This window comes from Mycobacterium sp. 236(2023) (assembly GCF_029623955.1).
Taxonomy (GTDB): domain Bacteria; phylum Actinomycetota; class Actinomycetes; order Mycobacteriales; family Mycobacteriaceae; genus Mycobacterium.
Window position 1 is genome coordinate 219,928 of sequence record NZ_JARSBP010000001.1, and the last position, 18,106, is coordinate 238,033.

Sequence of the window (18,106 nt, forward strand, 5' to 3'; positions counted from 1 at the left end):
TGTCCGTCTCCCGGTGGTAGTGGTCCGGTAGAAGTGCGTTGAGCGTCTTGATGATCCGAAGCTGGACACGATGTTAGATTCAGTTCGAGCCCCGTGAGGGACTTTGGCCTTGCAGAAAGGCGCGATCATGATCAAGCCGGTCAACACGAACAACGAGTTCGAACTGGGCGGAATCAACCACGTCGCGCTCGTGTGTTCGGACATGGAACGCACCGTCGACTTCTACAGCAACGTGCTGGGGATGCCGCTGATCAAGTCGCTCGACCTGCCCGGCGGGATGGGACAGCACTTCTTCTTCGACGCGGGCAATGGTGACTGCGTGGCGTTCTTCTGGTTCGCCGACGCGCCGGATCGCGTCCCGGGCATCTCATCGCCGGAGGCCATCCCCGGTATCGGGGACATCGTCAGCGCGGTGAGCACGATGAACCACCTGGCGTTTCACGTGCCCGCGGAAAAGTTCGACGAGTACCGGCAGCGGCTCAAGGCCAAGGGTGTGCGGGTGGGGCCGATCCTCAATCACGACGAGAGCCCGGCGCAGGTGTCGGCGGCTCTGCATCCCGGGGTGTACGTGCGCTCCTTCTATTTTCTGGACCCGGACGGGATCACGCTGGAATTCGCCTGCTGGACCAAGGAGTTCGGCCAGGCCGACGTGACGACCGCGCCGAAGACGGCGGCCGATCGCCGGGTGCCGGTTCAGTCGAGGTAGAGCGTCGGCTCGGCGAGCTCGTCGATCAACGCGCCGAGCTGCTTCGCCAGCTGTTCCGGGGTGAAGGTGAGATCGCCGGACAGCCAGGCGCTCAGAGTCTGGGACACCCCGCCGACCACGAAATGAGCGGCGGCCTTGATCCGTTCGTTCTGGACGAGGCGCAGCGCGGCCTCCGCGTGCTGGCCCGACAACAGAGCGAACAGGGCGCTCGATTCGGCCCGCTTGCGGACGACGACCGGGTTGTCCAGACGCGCGCTGAACAACAGTCTGCCCACCCGGACGTCATCGGAGATGGTGCGGACGATGTTGGCCATGCCCTGGCGGCTCTGCTCCCGCTCGGGTGCGGCGGCCACGGCGGCCTGGGTGGTGGTGGCGATATCACCGACGACCCAGTCGAAGACGGCGCCGACGAAGACGTCCTTGTCCGTGAAGCTCTCGTAGAAGTAGCGGGCTGCCAGTCCTGACTCGGCGCAGATGGCCCGGACGGTCAGATCGGCCGGGACCGGCTGCCCCCCGAGAAGGTCCAGACCTGCCTCGAGAAGCCGGCGTCGCCGTTCGGCGACCCGCTGCGGGGCCTCCACCCCGCGGTACGGACGGACCTGGGCCATAACCCATATTGACACCCGGGCGCGTGCCAGAGCAATATCAGGAAACAGACGTTCGCACATTCGGGGTCTGATGACCGGCACTGTCGCCGAGATGGAGCAGTTTTCATGACGCTGAACGAGTCCGTCGAACCGCACATACCTCTGGTGGAACGCCCGATGAACGACACCGTGGTGCCCGCCCGGACCGGGCGTGCCGCACGCGACGAGGGCATGCTCGGCCTCGGTCTGCTCGCCGGCCCCGCGAACGTCATCATGCAGCTGGCCCGTCCCGGCGTCGGTTACGGCGTCCTGGAGAGCCGTGTCGAGAGCGGCCGGGTCGACCGCCATCCGGTCAAGCGCGCCCGCACCACGTTCACCTACCTCGCCGTGTCGACCAACGGCACCGCACAGCAGCAGGCGGCATTCCGCCGCGCGGTCAACGGCGCGCACGCCCAGGTGTTCTCCACCGACGAGAGCCCGGTGAAGTACCACGCCTTCGACAAGGACCTGCAGCTCTGGGTCGGCGCGTGCCTCTACAAGGGGGTCGTCGACGTGCACCGGTTGTTCGTCGGCGAGATGGACGACGAGACCGCCGACCGTCTCTACCTGCAGGGTCGGGCGCTGGCGACGATGCTGCAGGTGCCGCACAGCATGTGGCCCGCCGACCGCGCGGCGTTCGACCGATACTGGGCGGGCGAGCTCGACAACGTGCACATCGACGACACCGTGCGGGACTACCTCTATCCGATCGCCGTGTCGCGCTTGCGTGGGGTCAGACTGCCGGCCCCGCTGCAGCGGCGCACGGAAGGTCTGGCGCTGTTGATCACGACGGGTTTCCTTCCACAGCGTTTCCGCGACGAGATGCGGCTGCCCTGGGGTCCCGATCACCAGCGCAGGTTCGACCGGCTGGTGGCAGTTCTGCGCACCGCCAACAAGATCTCGCCACGGTTCGTGCGCGAATTCCCGTTCAACGTTCTGCTCAAGGACCTCGATCGGCGGATCCGCACCGGCCGTCCTCTGGTGTAAGTCGGCCGGTCCGCGCCGGAACCCGTGCGTCTCGACACGTCGCATCTGCGATGCTAACTTCAGCGAAAGTTAGCTTAGCCATACATAAGCATCGCAAGGGAGATGGCGGGGGCCGACGTCCAGCAGTGGACGGTGGACCGGCACCGCGCAACACAGTTCATGGAAATTGGAAGTGACACGCTTGCGGCCCCGTCCGGTTCGGTCCGCGTCGATCAGGACGTGGTCAGCCGGTTCGCCACCTGCTGCCGCGCGCTGGGATTGTCGGTACACGACCGCCGCCGACCAGCAGATCTGGCCGCGGCCCGGTCCGGCTTCGCCGCGCTGACCCGGATTGCCCACGACCAGTGCGATGCGTGGATCGGCCTCGCCGCCGCCGGCGACGTCTCACCGCAGGTGATCGAGGCGATTTGGCAAACTTCCGCGGTCACGGCCGGCGTGCTGCAGCGACAGATCGAACTCGCCCCGCAGGCCCTCGGTTTCACCTATGACAGCGGGCTGTACCTGCAGTTCCGCGCGGTCGACACGGATGACTTCGCGCTGGCCTACGCCGTCAGGCTGTCCGAGGCGCACCGCTACGAGGAAGCCGACGAACTGGTCAGCGCACTCCTCGAACGCCGGCGCGGGTGGCTGGACGCGCGGTGGGTGCGCGCAGCGATCTACTACCGCACATCACGCTGGTCCGACGTCGTCAGGATGCTGACCCCGTTGTGCACCGACGAGACCCTCGACGAAAACACCGTGCACGCAGCCCGGGTGACTCTCGGCATCGCACTGGCCCGACTGGGCATGTTCGCCCCGGCGCTGTCGCACCTGGAACGTCCCGAGGGCCCGGTCGCTGTGGCGGCTGTTGACGGCGGCCTCGCCAAGGGGCTGTCCCTGCGGGCGCAGGGCGAAGACGACGAAGCCCAGCAGCTGCTGCAGGAGCTCTACGCCGCCCACCCGGAAAACGCGCAAATCGAAGAAGCGTTGCTGGACACCAGTTTTGGGATACCGACGACGACGGCCGCCCGCATCGAGGCTCGCAGCAATCCGTGGGATCCCGAGACCGAGCCCGGCGAAGCCGATTTCGTCGACCCCGGCGCCAAGGACCGCAAGGCTCACCTGCTCGTCGAGGCAGAGGCGGAACTCGCCGAGTTCATCGGTCTCGAGGAAGTCAAGTATCAGGTCGCCCGCCTGAAAAGCTCTGTGGCGATGGCAATTCGACGCCAAGAGCGTGGTCTGACCGTCGCACAGCGCACCAATCACCTGGTGTTCGCAGGTCCGCCAGGAACCGGTAAGACCACGATCGCGCGGGTGGTCGCCAAGATCTATTGCGGACTGGGCCTTCTGAAGAAGGAGACGGTCCGCGAGGTGCACCGTGCGGACCTGATCGGCCAGCACATCGGCGAGACCGAGGCCAAGACGAACGCCATCATCGACAGCGCGCTCGACGGCGTGCTGTTCCTCGACGAGGCGTATGCGCTGGTGTCGACCGGTGCGAAGAACGACTTCGGCCTCGTCGCCATCGACACCCTGCTGGCCCGCATGGAGAACGACCGTGACCGCCTGGTCGTGATCGTGGCCGGCTACCGCAAGGACCTGGACACCTTCCTCGACACCAACGAGGGTTTACGGTCCCGCTTCACCCGCAGCATCGACTTCCCGTCGTACTCAGGCAAGGAGCTCGTCGAAATCGCCACACGTATGGCCGAGAAACGTGATTCACGGTTCGAGGCGGCCGCCCACGACGACATGGAGCACCTGTTCGAGCACCTGGCCGCATCGACGACCCCCGATGGGAACGGCGTGGACCGGCGCAGCCTGGACATTGCGGGTAACGGGCGTTTCGTCCGGAACCTCGTCGAGCGCTCCGAGGAAGAACGCGAATACCGCCTCGATCACTCCGACGCGGACGACTTCACCGACGACGAGCTGATGACGATCACCTCCTCCGACGTTCGTAACTCCGCCATCCCGCTGCTGCGCGGCCTCGGCGTCCCGGTGCCCGAATGAGCGGCCCGGACGGCGAACGACGATCGTTCACGTCACGCACACCCGCCAACGAGAACCCGGAGCGGGTCACCTATCGGCGTGGGTTCGTCACGCGCCACCAGGTCACCGGATGGCGATTTGTCATGCGCCGCATCGCTTCCGGTGTCGCACTGCACGACACCAGGATGCTGGTCGACCCGCTGCGCACGCAGTCGCGTGCCGTGTTGGTCGGTGCGATGGTCCTCGTGACGGGCCTCATCGGGTGCTTCCTGTTCTCGTTGATCCGCCCTTCAGGTGACGCGGGAACCGATTCCGTTCTCGCCGATCGCGATACGGCGGCTCTGTACGTCCGGCTGGGCGACCGGCTTCATCCGGTGTTGAACCTGACTTCGGCGCGACTGATCACGGGGCGTCCCGACAACCCCGCGATGGTGAAGAGCAGTGAGCTCGACCAGTTTCCGCGGGGCAACATGCTCGGCATCCCCGGTGCCCCGGAACGCATGGTGGCCAACCCGACTCGCGACGCGTACTGGACGGTGTGCGACGCCGCGACGGGCAGCGTCACCGGTGTCACCGTCATCGCGGGCAAGCCCGCCGAAGGCGGCGAACGCGCGGCCGCACTGCCTGCCGGTCACGCGGTCCTCGCCGAGAACGAGGGCCGGACGTGGCTGCTGTGGAACGGAAGGCGCAGCCCCATCGATCTCGCCGACCGCGCCGTCACCGGCGGCGTGGGCATCGGCGTGGACATCGCTGCGCCACAGCCGATTGCGTCGGGTCTGTTCAACGCGATCCCGGAGTCGCCGCCGCTCGTCGCGCCGGCGATCATCGGGGCCGGCCTGCCCTCGGACATCGGCCTGCCTGAGCCGTTCCCCGTCGGGGCGGTCGTCGTCGCCTATGACACTGGTGGGTCGGCCGACACCCCGCGCTACTACGTCGTGCACATGGAAGGCCTGCAGCCGGTCTCGCCGGTCGTCGCGGCCATCCTGCGCAACACGAACTCCTGGGGACTGGCGCAGCCGCCCCGTCTGGACGCCGACGTCGTCGCCCGCGTCCCCGAAGCCGGCGGCGTCGACGTCAACGCCTACCCGGCAGAGCGGGTCACGCTGGTCGACACCGCCATCGATCCGGTGACCTGCGCTGCCTGGGCGGAACCCGAAGGCGCGCAGACCAGTTCGCTGACGTTGCTCTCCGGCGCCGCGCTGCCGCTGTCCGAGGATCAGCGCACGGTCTCTCTGGTGAGCTCGGGTGCCCCCGGAGGCCCCGCCAACCAGGTGGCGCTCCCACCGGGCACCGGCTACGTCGTCGACAGCGCGGGTTCGCTGTTCTGGGTGAGCGATATCGGCGTGCGCTACGGGATCGAATCCGGCGACGACGACACCGCGGAAGCACTCGGCCTCACCACCGCACCGTTGCCGATCCCTCCGGCGGTGCTGTCCCAATTCGCCGCGGGCCCGACGCTGTCACGCACCGATGCGTTGCTGGCCCATGACACGCTGGCTCCCAACCCGGCGCCGGCCCGGGTGGAGCAGGCCACTCTTTTGGAGAACCCATGAGCAGGCTGATCTTCGAACATCGCAAGCGGGTCCCCGCGCCGGGTGTTCGCAAGGGCACCATCACCATCGAACCGCCCCCCGAACTACCACGGGTCGTCCCGCCCTCGCTGCTGCGCCGGGCGCTTCCGTACCTGATCGTCATCCTGATCGTCGGGATGATCGTGGCGCTGGTGGCGACCGGGCTGCGGCTGATCTCGCCGACCACATTGTTCTTCCCGTTCGTGTTGCTGCTGGCCGCCACTGCGCTGTATCGCGGCACAGACAACAAGATGCGAACCGAGGAGGTCGACGCCGAGCGTGCCGACTACCTGCGTTACCTGTCGGTGGTCCGCGACAACGTGCGAGCGCACGCCGACGAACAGCGCGCAGGACTCGACTGGTCTCATCCGGAACCGGCTGCGCTGGTGAGCATCCCGGGCACCCGTAGGCAGTGGGAGCGAGATCCGCACGACTCGGACTTCCTGGTGCTCCGAGCGGGATTGCACGATCAGGCACTCGACGCCACGCTGCGGGTGAAGGACACCGCCGACGAGATCGATCTGGAGCCCGTGTCGCATACGACGCTACGTGGCTTGCTGGAGACCCAGCGCACGCTGCACGACGCCCCGACCGGCATCGATCTGACCAAGGTGTCGCGGGTGACGCTGATCGGAGACGACGGCGCGGTGACGGGAGCGCTGCGGGCGTGGATCGCGCAGGCGATGACCTGGCACGACCCATCGGTACTCGGGATCGCCTACGCCGGAACCGGTTTGGAGAGCAGCTCCTGGTCGTGGCTCAAATGGCTGCCACACGTCGACGTGCCGGGTCGCGTCGACGGCGTCGGTCCGGCCCGCTATCTGGCCACCGATGCCGCGGACCTGCGCCGACTGCTGGCGCCTGCGCTCGCCGAGCGCGGGGCGTTCACGGGTGATGCGACAGGCAGCACGAAGCACCTGCTCGTCGTCCTCGACGACCCCGACGCCGATCCGGCCGATATCGTCGGCCGCGGCCTTGCCGGCGTGACGGTCATCCATCGGTCGGTCAAAGAACCTCATCGCGAACAGTATTCGGATCCGGAGCGGCCGATCTTGCACATCGCCGCGGGCCGCATCGAACGCTGGCAGAACGGCGCCTGGGCCCCGTACATCGACACGGCCGACCGGCTCGGCTCCGCCGACGCCCGCAACATCGCGCGGCGGCTGTCCCGGTGGGATTCCAATCCGAGTCACGGCCGGTCCGCAACGACAAGCGGTGCGACGTTCACAACGCTGCTCGGCATTCCCGATGCCTCCGCACTCGACGTCGCCGCCCTGTGGGCGCCGCGCAACCGCGACGACGAACTGCGGGTGCCCATCGGGGTGACCTCCACCGGTGAGCCGTTGATCTTCGACCTCAAGGACGAGGCGGAAGGCGGCATGGGTCCGCACGGCCTGATGATCGGCATGACGGGCTCGGGTAAGTCCCAGACGCTGATGTCGATCCTGTTGTCACTGTTGACAACGCATTCCGCCGATCGCCTGATCGTCATCTACGCCGACTTCAAGGGCGAGGCTGGCGCCGACATCTTCCGCAACTTCCCGCAGGTCGTGGCCGTGATCTCGAACATGGCCGAAAAGCGCTCGCTGGCCGACAGATTCGCCGACACGCTGCGGGGAGAGGTGGCCCGCCGCGAACAGCTGCTCAAGGAAGCCGGCCGCCGCGTTCAGGGCAGCGCGTTCAACTCGGTCACCGAGTATGAGAACGCGATCGGTGAAGGTCACGATCTGCCGCCCATCCCGACGCTGCTCGTCGTCGCCGACGAGTTCACACTGATGCTGGCCGACCATCCCGAGTACGCCGACCTCTTCGACTACGTGGCGCGCAAGGGCAGGTCCTTCCGGATCCACATCCTGTTCGCATCCCAGACGCTGGACGTGGGACGTATCAAGGACATCGACAAGAACACGTCCTACCGGGTGGGCCTGAAAGTGGCCAGCCCCAGTGTGTCTCGGCAGATCATCGGGGTCGAGGATGCGTACCACATCGAGTCCGGCCGCGAACACAAGGGCGTCGGATTCCTGGTGCCCGCGCCGGGTGCACTGCCGATTAAGTTCCGCAGCACCTACGTCGACGGAATCTACGAGCCGCCCCGCGTCGACAGATCCATTGTCGTGCACGCGATTCCCAAGCCACAGCTGTTCAGCGCGGGCTGGGTCGATCCCGAACCCGACACCGTGATCGTCGACGACGGAGCCGACGTCGAGGTGCACGCGCCGCGCAAGCTGATCGCGACGATCGGCGACCAGCTGGCCCATTACGGACCGAGTGCGCCGACGCTGTGGTTGCCCCCGCTCGACGAGCCGATTCCGCTGCGCAACCTGCTCGAGCGCGCCGGTGTCGGCCCACGGCAGTGGCGCTGGCCGCTGGGTGAGATCGACAAGCCCTTCGACATGCGCCGCGACCCGCTGGTGTTCGACGCGACGTCAGCGGCCGCCAACATGGTCATCCATGGAGGACCGAAGTCCGGAAAGTCCACGGCACTACAAACTTTCGTGCTGTCCGCGGCGTCTCTGCACGCACCGGGCGACGTCACGTTCTACTGCCTGGACTACGGCGGCGGTCAACTGCGCGCCCTCGACGATCTCGCACATGTCGGTAGCGTGGCATCGCCGCTGGAACCGGAACGGATCCGGCGCACCTTCGGCGAGCTCGAGCAGCTGCTCCGGGCCCGCCAACAGCAAGGTGCCGCGGGCAACGGCGGGTACCGGGACGGCTACGGCGAGGTGTTCCTGATCCTCGACAACCTGTATGCCTTCAGCCGCGACAGCACGGACACGTTCAACACCCGGAATCCGCTGCTGGCCAAGGTGACGGAGCTCGTCAACACCGGCATGTCCTACGGAATCCACGTTGTCATCACGACGCCGAACTGGCTCGAAGTGCCGTTGGCGATGCGCGACGGCCTCGGCCTTCGGCTTGAACTGCGGCTGCACGACGCCCACGACAGCAATGTGCGCGTCACGGGAGCGCTCCGCAGGCCCGCCGAGTCGGTGCCCGCGGATCAGCCCGGGCGCGGCCTCACGATGGCCGCCGAGCACTTCCTGTTCGCCCGTCCCGCACTGGAATCCATCCAGGCGATCAACGCCCGCTACCCGGGGCAGTCCGCACCGCCGGTGCGACTGCTGCCGACCAGCCTGTCGCCGAGTTCGTTCGGCTCGCTGTACCCGGCTCCGGAGCGGGTCGTCATCGGTCAGCGCGAAGAGGACCTGGCTGCCGTCAGCGTCGATTTCGCCGACAACCCGCTGATGATGGTGTTCGGCGACACGAGGACCGGCAAGACGACGTTGCTGCGCCACGTGATCCGCACGATCCGCGAGAACTCCCGGCCCGACCAGGTCGCGTTCACCGTGATCGACAGGCGCCTGCAACTCGTCGACGAGCCGATCTTCCCGGACAACGAGTACACGCCGAACGTCGACCGGATCCTGCCGGCGATGCTCGGTCTGTCTGCGCTGCTGGAGAAGCGCCGCCCGCCGGCCGGTTTGAGCCCGCAAGAGCTCAGCGGGTGGGACTTCCGGGTCGGCGCCAACGGGTCGGGCAGCCACCTGCACTACCTGATCGTCGACGACGTCGACCAGATTCCCGACGGCCCCGCGATGAGCGGACCGTTCGCCGGTCAACGGCCGTGGACGTCGCTGATCGGGTTGCTGGCGCAGGCGTCCGAACTGGGCCTGCGGGTGATCGTCACGGCGCGTGCGGCCGGATCCGCGCACGCGGTGATGACGGCGCCGCTGTTGCGTCGTCTCAACGACCTGCAGGCGACCACGCTTCTGCTCTCGGGAAATCCTCAGGACAGCGGCAAGATTCGCGGTCACCGGTTCAGCAGGCTGCCCGCGGGCCGCGCGATGTTGCTCGACGACAGGGACATCCCGACCTTCGTTCAGCTCGTCAATCCCCTCGCCGACGGCGCGGTGGCATCGTCCGGACACAGCGGAAAGGAATACAGCTGATGACCCTGCGAGTAGTTCCGGAAGGGCTGACGGCGGCCAGCGCCGCGGTCGAGGCGCTGACCGCGAAGATGGCGTCCGCGCATGCCGCCGCCGCCCCGCTGGTGACGGCGGTGCTGCCGCCCGCGGTCGACGCGGTATCTCTGCAGACCGCAACAGGATTCAGCGCACACGGCGCGGAGCACCAGGCGCTCGCAGCCCAGGGTATCGAGGAACTGGGTCGCTCCGGTGTCGGCGTCGGCGAATCGGCGGCGAGCTACGCCAGCGGTGACGCGATGGCCGCCTCGACCTACATGATCGCCCGGGGCGTCTGAGATGACAGCCCCGGTCTGGATGGCGCTGCCGCCCGAGGTGCACTCGGCGTCGATCAGCGGCGGCCCAGGTCCGGGGTCACTGCTTGCCGCGGCAGGCGCGTGGCAGGGTCTGAGCACCGAATATGCCTCTGCTGCAGCTGAACTGACCACTATCCTCGCGGGGGTGCAGGCCGGTTCCTGGGAGGGGCCGAGTGCCGAACAGTACGTCGCCGCGCATGCGCCGTACCTGGCGTGGCTGGCACAGCAGAGCGCCAACAGCGCCGCGGCGGCGGTACAGCACGAGACCGCGGCGGCCGCGTATTCGACGGCGCTGGCGACCATCCCGACACTTCCGGAACTCGCCCTCAACCACACCACGCACGCCGTTCTGGTCGGGACGAACTTCCTGGGCATCAACACGATTCCGATCGCGTTGAACGAAGCCGACTACGCGCGGATGTGGATCCAGGCGGCCACGGCCATGGCGACCTATCAGGCCGTGTCCGGTGCCGCGCTCGCCGCGACACCGGCGTCGTCCCCCGCGCCGTTCCTGCTCACCCCGGGAGTCGGCGAAGCAGGCCGGGTGGCCGCGGATGTCTCGGCCCTCGCGGCACAGCCCCTCGCGGCCGATGCCGGTGCGGCGTTCAGTGTCACAGGGATCATCGAGGACCTGCTGCGGTTCTACTGGGAGATCCTCCGGTTCCTCTTCGAACCGATCATCAGGTTCTTGATGGACCCCATCGGCAACACGATCCAGCTGATCACCGACTTCCTCACGAATCCCCTGCAGGCACTCATCACGTGGGGCCCGTTCCTGTTCGCAGTCGTCTACCAGGTGGTCTCCTGGGTCGGCGCGTCGATCCTGTACCCGTCGCTGCTTCTCCTGCCGTTGCTGATCACGACACTCGCGATCGTGTCGGGATTCCTGGAACGACTTCTCGAACTGTTCAACCTGCCGCCCGCACAGGCTCCCGCGGAGGCACCGGCCCCCGAGCAGGCCGCACCCGCGCGCTCGGACCAGGCGAACCCGCCGCCGGTGATGTCGACACCTCCGGCACCGAGCAGCGCCCCGGTGTCCCCGAGCACCGTGAGCGCGGGCTCGGCGCCCGCACCGGGCGCCCCGGCCAGCGCGGCCGCACCCTTCGTGCCCTACGTCATCGCGGGCCGAGACCCCGGTGAGGGTTTCTCCCCGACGGTGCGCGATACGACGGGCGCCAAGGCGCCGGCCGCCACCATTCCGGCGGCCGCTGCCGGCGTGGCGGCTTCGGCGGCGGAACGGCGCAAGCGCCGCCGCAAGCAGAAGGAAGACATCAAGGGCCGCGGCTACGCGGACGCCTACATGGACTACGAAGACGAACCGGAGGCGGAGCCGCCGTCCCGGCCGGAGCCACGGGTCACGGCGTCCGCGCGTGGCGCCGGGCCGATGGGATTCTCGGGCACCGTCTCGAAGGACACCGAAGCCGCCGGCGGCCTCACGACGCTGGCCGGCGGTGCATTCGGAGGTGGACCCAAGGAGCCGATGCTGCCGGGCTCGTGGGGCGCAGAAGAGCAAGAAGAAGAAAACCACCACAACAGAGAGGAAAACCCATGAGCCTCTTGGATGCTCATATCCCGCAGATGCTTGCCTCGGAGGCTGCGTTCGGCGCCAAGGCGGCGCTGATGCGCAGCACCATCGCCCAGGCCGAGCAGGCCGCGCAGTCCGCCCAGGCCTTCCACATGGGTGAATCGGCCGGTGCGTTCCAGGCCGCGCATGCCCGCTTCGTGGAGCTCTCGGCGAAGATCAACGCGCTACTGGACGTCGCGCAGGCCAACGTCGGTGACGCGGCGGGGTCCTACATCGCCGAGGACTCCGCAGCCGCCAGCACCTACCCCGTCGTCTGATCGGAGCAACTCCTATGTCGCAGATCATGTTCAACTACCCGGCCATGCTCAACCACGCGGGTGAAATGGCTTCTTACGCAGGCGCATTGCAGGCCATCGGTGCCGACATCGCCGCAGAGCAGGCCGCACTGCAGGGTGCCTGGCAGGGTGACACCGGCATGACCTACCAGGCGTGGCAGGCGCAGTGGAACACCAGCCTCGAAGAGCTGGTGCGGGCCTACCGGGCGATGGCCAGCACGCACGAGATGAACACCACGTCGATGGCTGCGCGTGATCAGGCCGAAGGCGCCAAGTGGGGCTGATCGGTACCGGTGCGCGCTAACGCCGTCGAGCTGCACGCCGACGCCGCCTGGTTTCTCGCCGACATCCTCGGAGCGGGGTCCTACCCGTGGGTGCTGGCGATCACGCCTGCCTACAGCGACCTCTCGCAGCGGGAGTCATTCGAGCGGGAACAGACTGGGCGGTTGACGCGGGCAGGTGTCATCTCCGCCGATCGGGTTGTCGAACCCGGGGTGGCCCAATGGATCCGGCGGGTGTGCCGGCCCACGCAGTGGTTGGAGCTCAGATTCGTGGGCACCGGGGGCGCGATGATGCGCGGCATCATCGCGCGCGATGGCGCGGGCACCGTCGTGGCACTGCGCAGCGGGGGACTCGTCACGTTCACCGAGATGGACATCGACCACCCGCAGGCGTTGGTCCCCGCAGTGACGATCGGGCTGTCCGGGCGGGCGCCGGCGCGATTCGAGGAGTTCTCGTTACCCGCCCGCGTCGGCGCGAAGGCCGACGAACAGATCCGCAACGGCGCGGCGATCAGTGACCTGCTCGACTACCTCGGTGTCCCTGCGAGCGCGCGCCCTGTGGTGGTGGCCGCGTTCGAGCAGAACCGGACGTACGTCGAGATCGTGGCCGTTCAGCATCGCGACGGACACCGGGTCAGCACCGATGTCGGTGTCAGCGTCGTCGACACCGAACGCGGCCGCGTCCTGGTCAGCCCTTCGAAAGCGTTTGACGGAGAGTGGATTTCGACCTTCACGCCGGGGCATCCCCTGGCCATCGCCGCGGCGGTCGAACGTCTGACCGCGGCCCTTCCCGACGGACCCTGGTTCCCTGACCACGCCGTCACCAGAGACTTCGACGAACGCACGGCCGAGAGAGAAGAAGAACGATGCAAGAGTCTGCTTTGAGCACCAACAACGCTTCGGGGGCGGTGATGCCGATCGTCCGGGTCGCTGTCCTCACCGCAACGGAGACCGACGGCGAACCGGATGGCAGCGGCCGGCTCACCGAGATCGCGCTGCCGGCGCAGCTTCCGCTGCGCGAGATCATCCCTGCGGTCCAGCGCATCGTCGCCCCGTCGGACGACGGCGTGGGCGCCGCGCAACTGTTGAGCCTTGCACCGATCGGCGGTGCGGCCTTCAGCCTCGACGCCACCCTCACGACAGTGGGTGTGGTCGACGGTGATCTGCTTGCACTGCAACCGGTGCCGGCGGGACCGCCCGCGCCGCGCATCGTCGAAGACATCGCCGACGCTGCGATGATCTTCTCGGCGGCACGTGAACGGCCATGGGGGACAGCGCAGATTCAGCGCGGCGCCACTCTTGCCGTCATCGGCCTGATCCTCGTCGCGGCAGTGCTTGCTGTCGCCCATCGACTCGTCACCGGTTCGGTGATCGGTCTGTTCGCCGTCAGTGGTGTTGCCATCGCCTCGGTGCTCGGCGCGCTGTTGGCCAGAGCGGGCTCACCGCGGCTGGCTACCGCGTTGGCCGCTGCCGCGTTGCCCTCCGTCGCAGCCGCTTTCGCGCTCTCGGTGCCCGGCGACTTCGGCCCGTCGAGCGTCCTGCTCGGGGCCGCGGGCGTCGCGGCGTGGTCGGTCATCAGCATCACCGTCGGTGAACGTGCCGTCGCGCTGTTCACCGCGGCAGCGACCATCGCAATCGGCGTCCTCCTGGCCGCTGCTGCGGCGACCGTGTGGACGCTGACGCCCGTGAGCATCGGGTGCGCGTTGATCCTCGTGGCACTGCTCATCACCGTGCAGGCGGCGCAACTGTCGGCGATGTGTGCGCGCCTTCCTGTTCCGGTGATTCCCGCCCCCGGCGATCCGGCGCCGTCGGCACCGTCGCTGCGGGTTCTCGAGGACCTGCCCCGGCGGATCCGCGCCGGCGACTCGCATCAGACCGGCTTCATCGCCGCGGGCGTGGTGCTGGCCGTCGCTGGTTCGGTGGTCCTCCTGTGGCCTGTCGTCACCGGAGAGGGTGGGGTATCCCCGTGGGCGTGGTATCTGGTTGCCGCTACGGCGATCGCGGCGGCGCTACGTGCCCGCGTGTGGGATTCCGCCGTATGCAAGGCCTGGCTGCTCGGCCACTCCTATCTGGTCACCGCGGTGGTGCTCGGGCTGTTCGCCGTCGCCGGGCAATACCACGCCGCGTGGTGGACGTTGGGTGTGCTGGCGGTGATGGTGCTGGCATGGGCGGTCGTGGCGCTGAATCCGCAGATCGCACAGCCGGATACGTATTCGCTGCCGATGCGGCGCATGTTCGGGTTCGTCGGCACGGCGCTCGACGCTTCGGTGATCCCGGTGATGGCCTACCTGGTCGGCTTGTTCGCCTGGGTTCTGAACGGGTTCTGACGGATGAACATTCGCTCCGCAGCCGCCATCGTGGCGGTGGCCGGCACAGTCTTCGCGGTCAGCGGGCCGTCGGCCGGAGCGGTGACCCCACCGGAGGTGGACTCGGCGGTCACACCGCCGAGTGGTAGTGCCGGGCCTGTCGAGCCGATGGCACAGCGCAATCCGTGCGTCACCAGCGGTGTCGTCCCCGGTTCCGATCCCGCCGCGGTCAACCCGAACCAGCTGTCGCTCAACCTGTCCGAAGCGTGGACGCACAGCAGGGGAGAGGGTCAGATCGTCGCGGTGATCGACACCGGGGTGACGCGAGGTCCGCGGCTGCCCAATGTCGATCCCGGTGGTGACTTCGTCGCCTCCGGCGACGGCCTGACCGACTGCGACGGACACGGCACTCTGGTCGCCGGCCTGATCGCGGGCCAGACCGGCCCCGACGGCTTCTCGGGAGTCGCGCCCGCAGCGAGGATCCTGGCGATCCGGCAGACCTCGCCGCGGTACTCGCCGAGTGACTCTGGTGAGGATCCGGCGCTGACCCGCGCGACGATCGACACCCAGACCCTGGCGCGCGCCGTCGTGCGTGCCGCGGACATGGGTGCCCGGGTCATCACCATCTCGTCGGTGACCTGTATCCCCGTCGGCATGGCCGTCGACCAGAGCGAGCTCGGGGCGGCGTTGCGCTACGCCGCGGTCGAGAAGGACGTCGTGATCGTCGCCGCCGCAGGCGATATGGGAGCGGGCTGCGCCGCCAACCCGCTCACCGACCCCGCGCTGCCGTCCGATCCGCGCAACTGGTCCGGTGTCGGCTCGCTGTCGATCCCGGCGTGGTGGCAGCAGTACGTGCTGTCCGTCGGGTCGGTGGGCGCCGACGGAGCGCCCTCTCCGTACACGATGCCGGGACCGTGGGTCGGCATCGCCGCACCCGGCGAGCGCATCACGTCGCTGAGCAATGACGAGGCCGGCGGCCTGGCCAACGGCATGCTCACCACCGACCAGCAGATGGACCCCGTCAGCGGAACGGGATATGCGACCGCCTATGTGTCAGGTGTTGCGGCGTTGGTACGCAGCAGGTTTCCCGAGATGACTGCGCAAGACGTGGTCAGCAGGCTGACCGCGACAGCTCACGCGGCCGCACGCTCCCCGTCGAATCTGGTCGGTGCCGGCGGTATCGACCCGGTGGCCGCACTGACCTGGGACGTGTCTCTCGACTCCGATGTCGACCCCGCCGCCGTGCGGGAGGTCGCCGCGCCGCCCGCACCTGAACCGAAGGACCCGCTGCCCCGCGTGGTGGCGTTCGCCGGGGTAGGCGTGCTGGCGCTCTTGGTGCTCGCTGCGTTCGTGGTGAGCGCGAAACGGCCGCGCACGCAAGGAGCAATTCAACGAAAGGACTCCCCGTCATGATCGTCCGGCTCACTCTGGCCGCACTGTTCGTCGTGCCCGCGGCGATGGCGTACCCGTGGCAGTCCACCTCCGATCGCTGGCTGCTCGGTGTCGCGATCGCGGCCGTGGTGATTCTCTTCGCTTGGTGGCGTGGACTTTTCGTGACGACGATGATCGCGCGACGAATCGCGATCCTCACCGGCCGCAGCGGTGCCGACGCCCGGCCGGGCGAATACGCGACGGTGGCGTTGCGCATCGAAGCACAGGACGCCGCGGAACTGCCGCTGTCGCTGGCCGCGAGCTACCTGGACCGCTACGGGATCAGCTTCGACAAGGTCCGGCTGATCAGCCGCGACAACGGAACCGGTCGGTCGACGTGGATCGCGTTGACCCTGGGTGCGGCCGACAACGTCGGGGCACTGACCGCGCGATCGTCTCAGATCCCGTTGCAGGACACCGCGGATCTGACCGCGCGGCGTCTCGCCGACCACCTCCGCGAACTCGGCTGGGAGGTCTCGGTCGATGAGGCTCCCCGGGGTGTGGTCACAGATCAGGCGAAGGAGACGTGGCGTGGCCTCAAAGTCGGTGAAGGCCACCTCGCCGCCTACCGGGTGCGGTGCGACGAGCGACTGGCCGAAACCCTCGACGCGGTGCGCGCATCCGGTGCCGCGGTGATCTGGACCGCGGTCGAATTCACCGGGAGCAAAACGCAACCCGCCCTCGCGGCGGCCTGTGCGCTGCACGCCGGCGAGAAGCCGGGGGCGCGGGCGCCGCTGCCCGGTCTGACACCGGAGCGGGGACGGCACCGGGCGGCGCTCGCCGCGCTCGAGCCGGCGTCGGATCTCCGATTGCCCGCCGCGCCGGTCCCGGTCCGCGCGGAGCTGCTCGCGCAGCTGCGCTGGCCTGCCGGAGCCGTGCTCAGTCGAACATGAACGGCGCGAGGAACCGCGTCATGCGCCGCAGATAGTCCGGCTGGCTGACATGCAGGATGTGATTGCCGGGGAACCAGTGGAAGGCGCAGTGATCCCAGTGTTTCCAGAGGATCTCGGCCTGTTCAGGGGGCGCGAGTCGATCGCCGAGGCCCGCGATGATCAGGCGCCGTTCCTTGGCCGGTAGCGGGCGGTAGTTCAGCGGTGACGAGTACATCGTCGCGGTATCGGAGAGCGTGCTGTCGGTCCCGGCGATCCACTCACGCAGCGCGACAACCTTATTCGCCGGGAACCATTCGTCGACGGTCCGGTCGGGGGTCACGACGGGCACGTTGGGGATGACGGCCTGGATCCTGTCGTCGACGCTCGCGATGAGCGCCGAGGTGTACCCACCCAGCGACATGCCGGTCAGCGCGATCCGGTCCACCCCGGTGAACTCCAGATAGTCCAGCAGAGAACGGAAGTCGTGCACGGCCTGAGCCATCGCCTCGGCGAACCCGGCCATCCCGTGCGCGAAGTATCCGTGCCCGCTGAACGGTGAGCCTTTCTCGGCGCGGCGGCCGTGGAACGGCAGCGTGTACAGCATGACGTCGTAGCCGCAGCGGTAGAACCACGGCAGCGAGAAGAACAGGCCGTTGAACAGATATGCCGAACCCATGAATCCGTGGATCAGGCACAGCGTGGGCCGGGGTCCATCACCATGGCGCCAGTGCTGAGCATGCACCACGTTGTTGCGCTCGAAGCTCGAGCACTGGTCGCGCAGCGCAGGGTTGACGGCTTGAAAGCTGCTCTGGAAGCGGATGTTGCTTACGTTGCCGTGCGCCACCCACTCGGCGATCGGATTGGCCGGACGCGACGACACCCGTGGTGGCGACGTCGGTGCGGGGAAGGACAGCTCGGGATTCTTCGCCGCGGCCAAGTCGGCGTAGAACCGCAGATGCTTCTGCTCGGCGACCGCCTCGGACCGTCGCAGGGCGCCGGCGACCGACGGCACCATCGTGGCGCTCAGGAGCGACGCGATGGACGTGCGGAGAGCCAGGTCGGCGATGGCCGAGGAATCGACGATCAACCGTTGCCGCAAGGTCAGATCGACCCGGCGGGGCAATCCGCGGGCGGTCGCGTCGGCGCCCGGGACGTCCGGGACCGGGATGGGCAATTCTTCGACGGGCACACCTTCGGGCTCCACGTCTCGCAT

At 68.1% G+C, this 18,106-nt stretch carries 15 protein-coding genes; 13 read left to right on the plus strand and 2 right to left on the minus strand.

What is annotated here, in order from left to right; all coding sequences use genetic code 11:
- The first annotated feature begins 127 nt into the window (after positions 1 to 127).
- The gene (locus tag P9A17_RS01050) at positions 128 to 706 is read left to right on the plus strand and encodes a VOC family protein (RefSeq protein WP_278036738.1); all 579 of its coding nucleotides are present in this window, start codon (positions 128 to 130) and stop codon (positions 704 to 706) included.
- Here P9A17_RS01050 and P9A17_RS01055 read toward each other — a convergent pair.
- The gene (locus tag P9A17_RS01055) at positions 694 to 1,314 is read right to left on the minus strand and encodes a TetR-like C-terminal domain-containing protein (protein WP_278036739.1); all 621 of its coding nucleotides are present in this window, start codon (positions 1,312 to 1,314) and stop codon (positions 694 to 696) included. The genes P9A17_RS01050 and P9A17_RS01055 overlap by 13 nt on opposite strands.
- Before the next feature lie 105 nt (positions 1,315 to 1,419).
- Here P9A17_RS01055 and P9A17_RS01060 point away from each other — a divergent pair, with 105 nt between their 5' ends.
- The 12 genes from P9A17_RS01060 (at position 1,420) to eccE (ending at position 16,914) form a co-directional block, all read left to right on the plus strand.
- Positions 1,420 to 2,319: an oxygenase MpaB family protein gene (locus P9A17_RS01060; protein WP_278036740.1), complete on the plus strand. Its 900-nt coding sequence runs from the start codon at positions 1,420 to 1,422 to the stop codon at positions 2,317 to 2,319.
- A 159-nt stretch (positions 2,320 to 2,478) separates the two neighbouring features.
- Entirely contained in the window at positions 2,479 to 4,311 is a 1,833-nt protein-coding gene (gene eccA / locus P9A17_RS01065) for a type VII secretion AAA-ATPase EccA (protein ID WP_278037006.1), read from the plus strand.
- The gene (gene eccB, locus P9A17_RS01070; RefSeq protein WP_278036741.1) at positions 4,308 to 5,843 is read left to right on the plus strand and encodes a type VII secretion protein EccB; all 1,536 of its coding nucleotides are present in this window, start codon (positions 4,308 to 4,310) and stop codon (positions 5,841 to 5,843) included. Before eccA ends, eccB begins: the two co-directional genes overlap by 4 nt.
- Positions 5,840 to 9,814 carry a type VII secretion protein EccCa gene (eccCa, locus tag P9A17_RS01075; protein WP_278036742.1) on the plus strand — a complete coding sequence of 1,325 codons (3,975 nt, stop codon included), beginning with the start codon at positions 5,840 to 5,842 and terminating at the stop codon, positions 9,812 to 9,814. The genes eccB and eccCa overlap by 4 nt, the downstream gene beginning before the upstream one ends.
- Entirely contained in the window at positions 9,814 to 10,125 is a 312-nt protein-coding gene (locus P9A17_RS01080; protein WP_278036743.1) for a PE family protein, read from the plus strand. The genes eccCa and P9A17_RS01080 overlap by 1 nt, the downstream gene beginning before the upstream one ends.
- 1 nt (position 10,126) lies before the next feature.
- Positions 10,127 to 11,695 (plus strand): PPE family protein, encoded by a 1,569-nt coding sequence (locus P9A17_RS01085; RefSeq protein ID WP_278036744.1) that lies wholly within the window; start codon positions 10,127 to 10,129, stop codon positions 11,693 to 11,695.
- Complete coding sequence (locus P9A17_RS01090) at positions 11,692 to 11,985, plus strand: type VII secretion protein EsxS (protein ID WP_278036745.1); 294 nt, start codon at positions 11,692 to 11,694, stop codon at positions 11,983 to 11,985. Before P9A17_RS01085 ends, P9A17_RS01090 begins: the two co-directional genes overlap by 4 nt.
- 14 nt (positions 11,986 to 11,999) lie before the next feature.
- A complete protein-coding gene (locus P9A17_RS01095; RefSeq protein WP_278036746.1) occupies positions 12,000 to 12,287 on the plus strand; it encodes a WXG100 family type VII secretion target in 288 nt (95 codons plus the stop codon).
- A 9-nt stretch (positions 12,288 to 12,296) separates the two neighbouring features.
- A complete protein-coding gene (locus P9A17_RS01100) occupies positions 12,297 to 13,169 on the plus strand; it encodes an ESX secretion-associated protein EspG (RefSeq protein ID WP_278036747.1) in 873 nt (290 codons plus the stop codon).
- Complete coding sequence (gene eccD / locus P9A17_RS01105; protein ID WP_278036748.1) at positions 13,151 to 14,611, plus strand: type VII secretion integral membrane protein EccD; 1,461 nt, start codon at positions 13,151 to 13,153, stop codon at positions 14,609 to 14,611. The genes P9A17_RS01100 and eccD overlap by 19 nt, the downstream gene beginning before the upstream one ends.
- Before the next feature lie 3 nt (positions 14,612 to 14,614).
- Entirely contained in the window at positions 14,615 to 16,003 is a 1,389-nt protein-coding gene (mycP, locus tag P9A17_RS01110) for a type VII secretion-associated serine protease mycosin (protein WP_278036749.1), read from the plus strand.
- Positions 16,000 to 16,914: a type VII secretion protein EccE gene (gene eccE / locus P9A17_RS01115; protein WP_278036750.1), complete on the plus strand. Its 915-nt coding sequence runs from the start codon at positions 16,000 to 16,002 to the stop codon at positions 16,912 to 16,914. Before mycP ends, eccE begins: the two co-directional genes overlap by 4 nt.
- On the opposite strand, the gene P9A17_RS01120 is transcribed toward eccE, so the two are convergent.
- A complete protein-coding gene (locus P9A17_RS01120) occupies positions 16,901 to 18,106 on the minus strand; it encodes an alpha/beta fold hydrolase (RefSeq protein WP_278036751.1) in 1,206 nt (401 codons plus the stop codon). The two genes, eccE and P9A17_RS01120, sit on opposite strands and share 14 nt — an antisense overlap.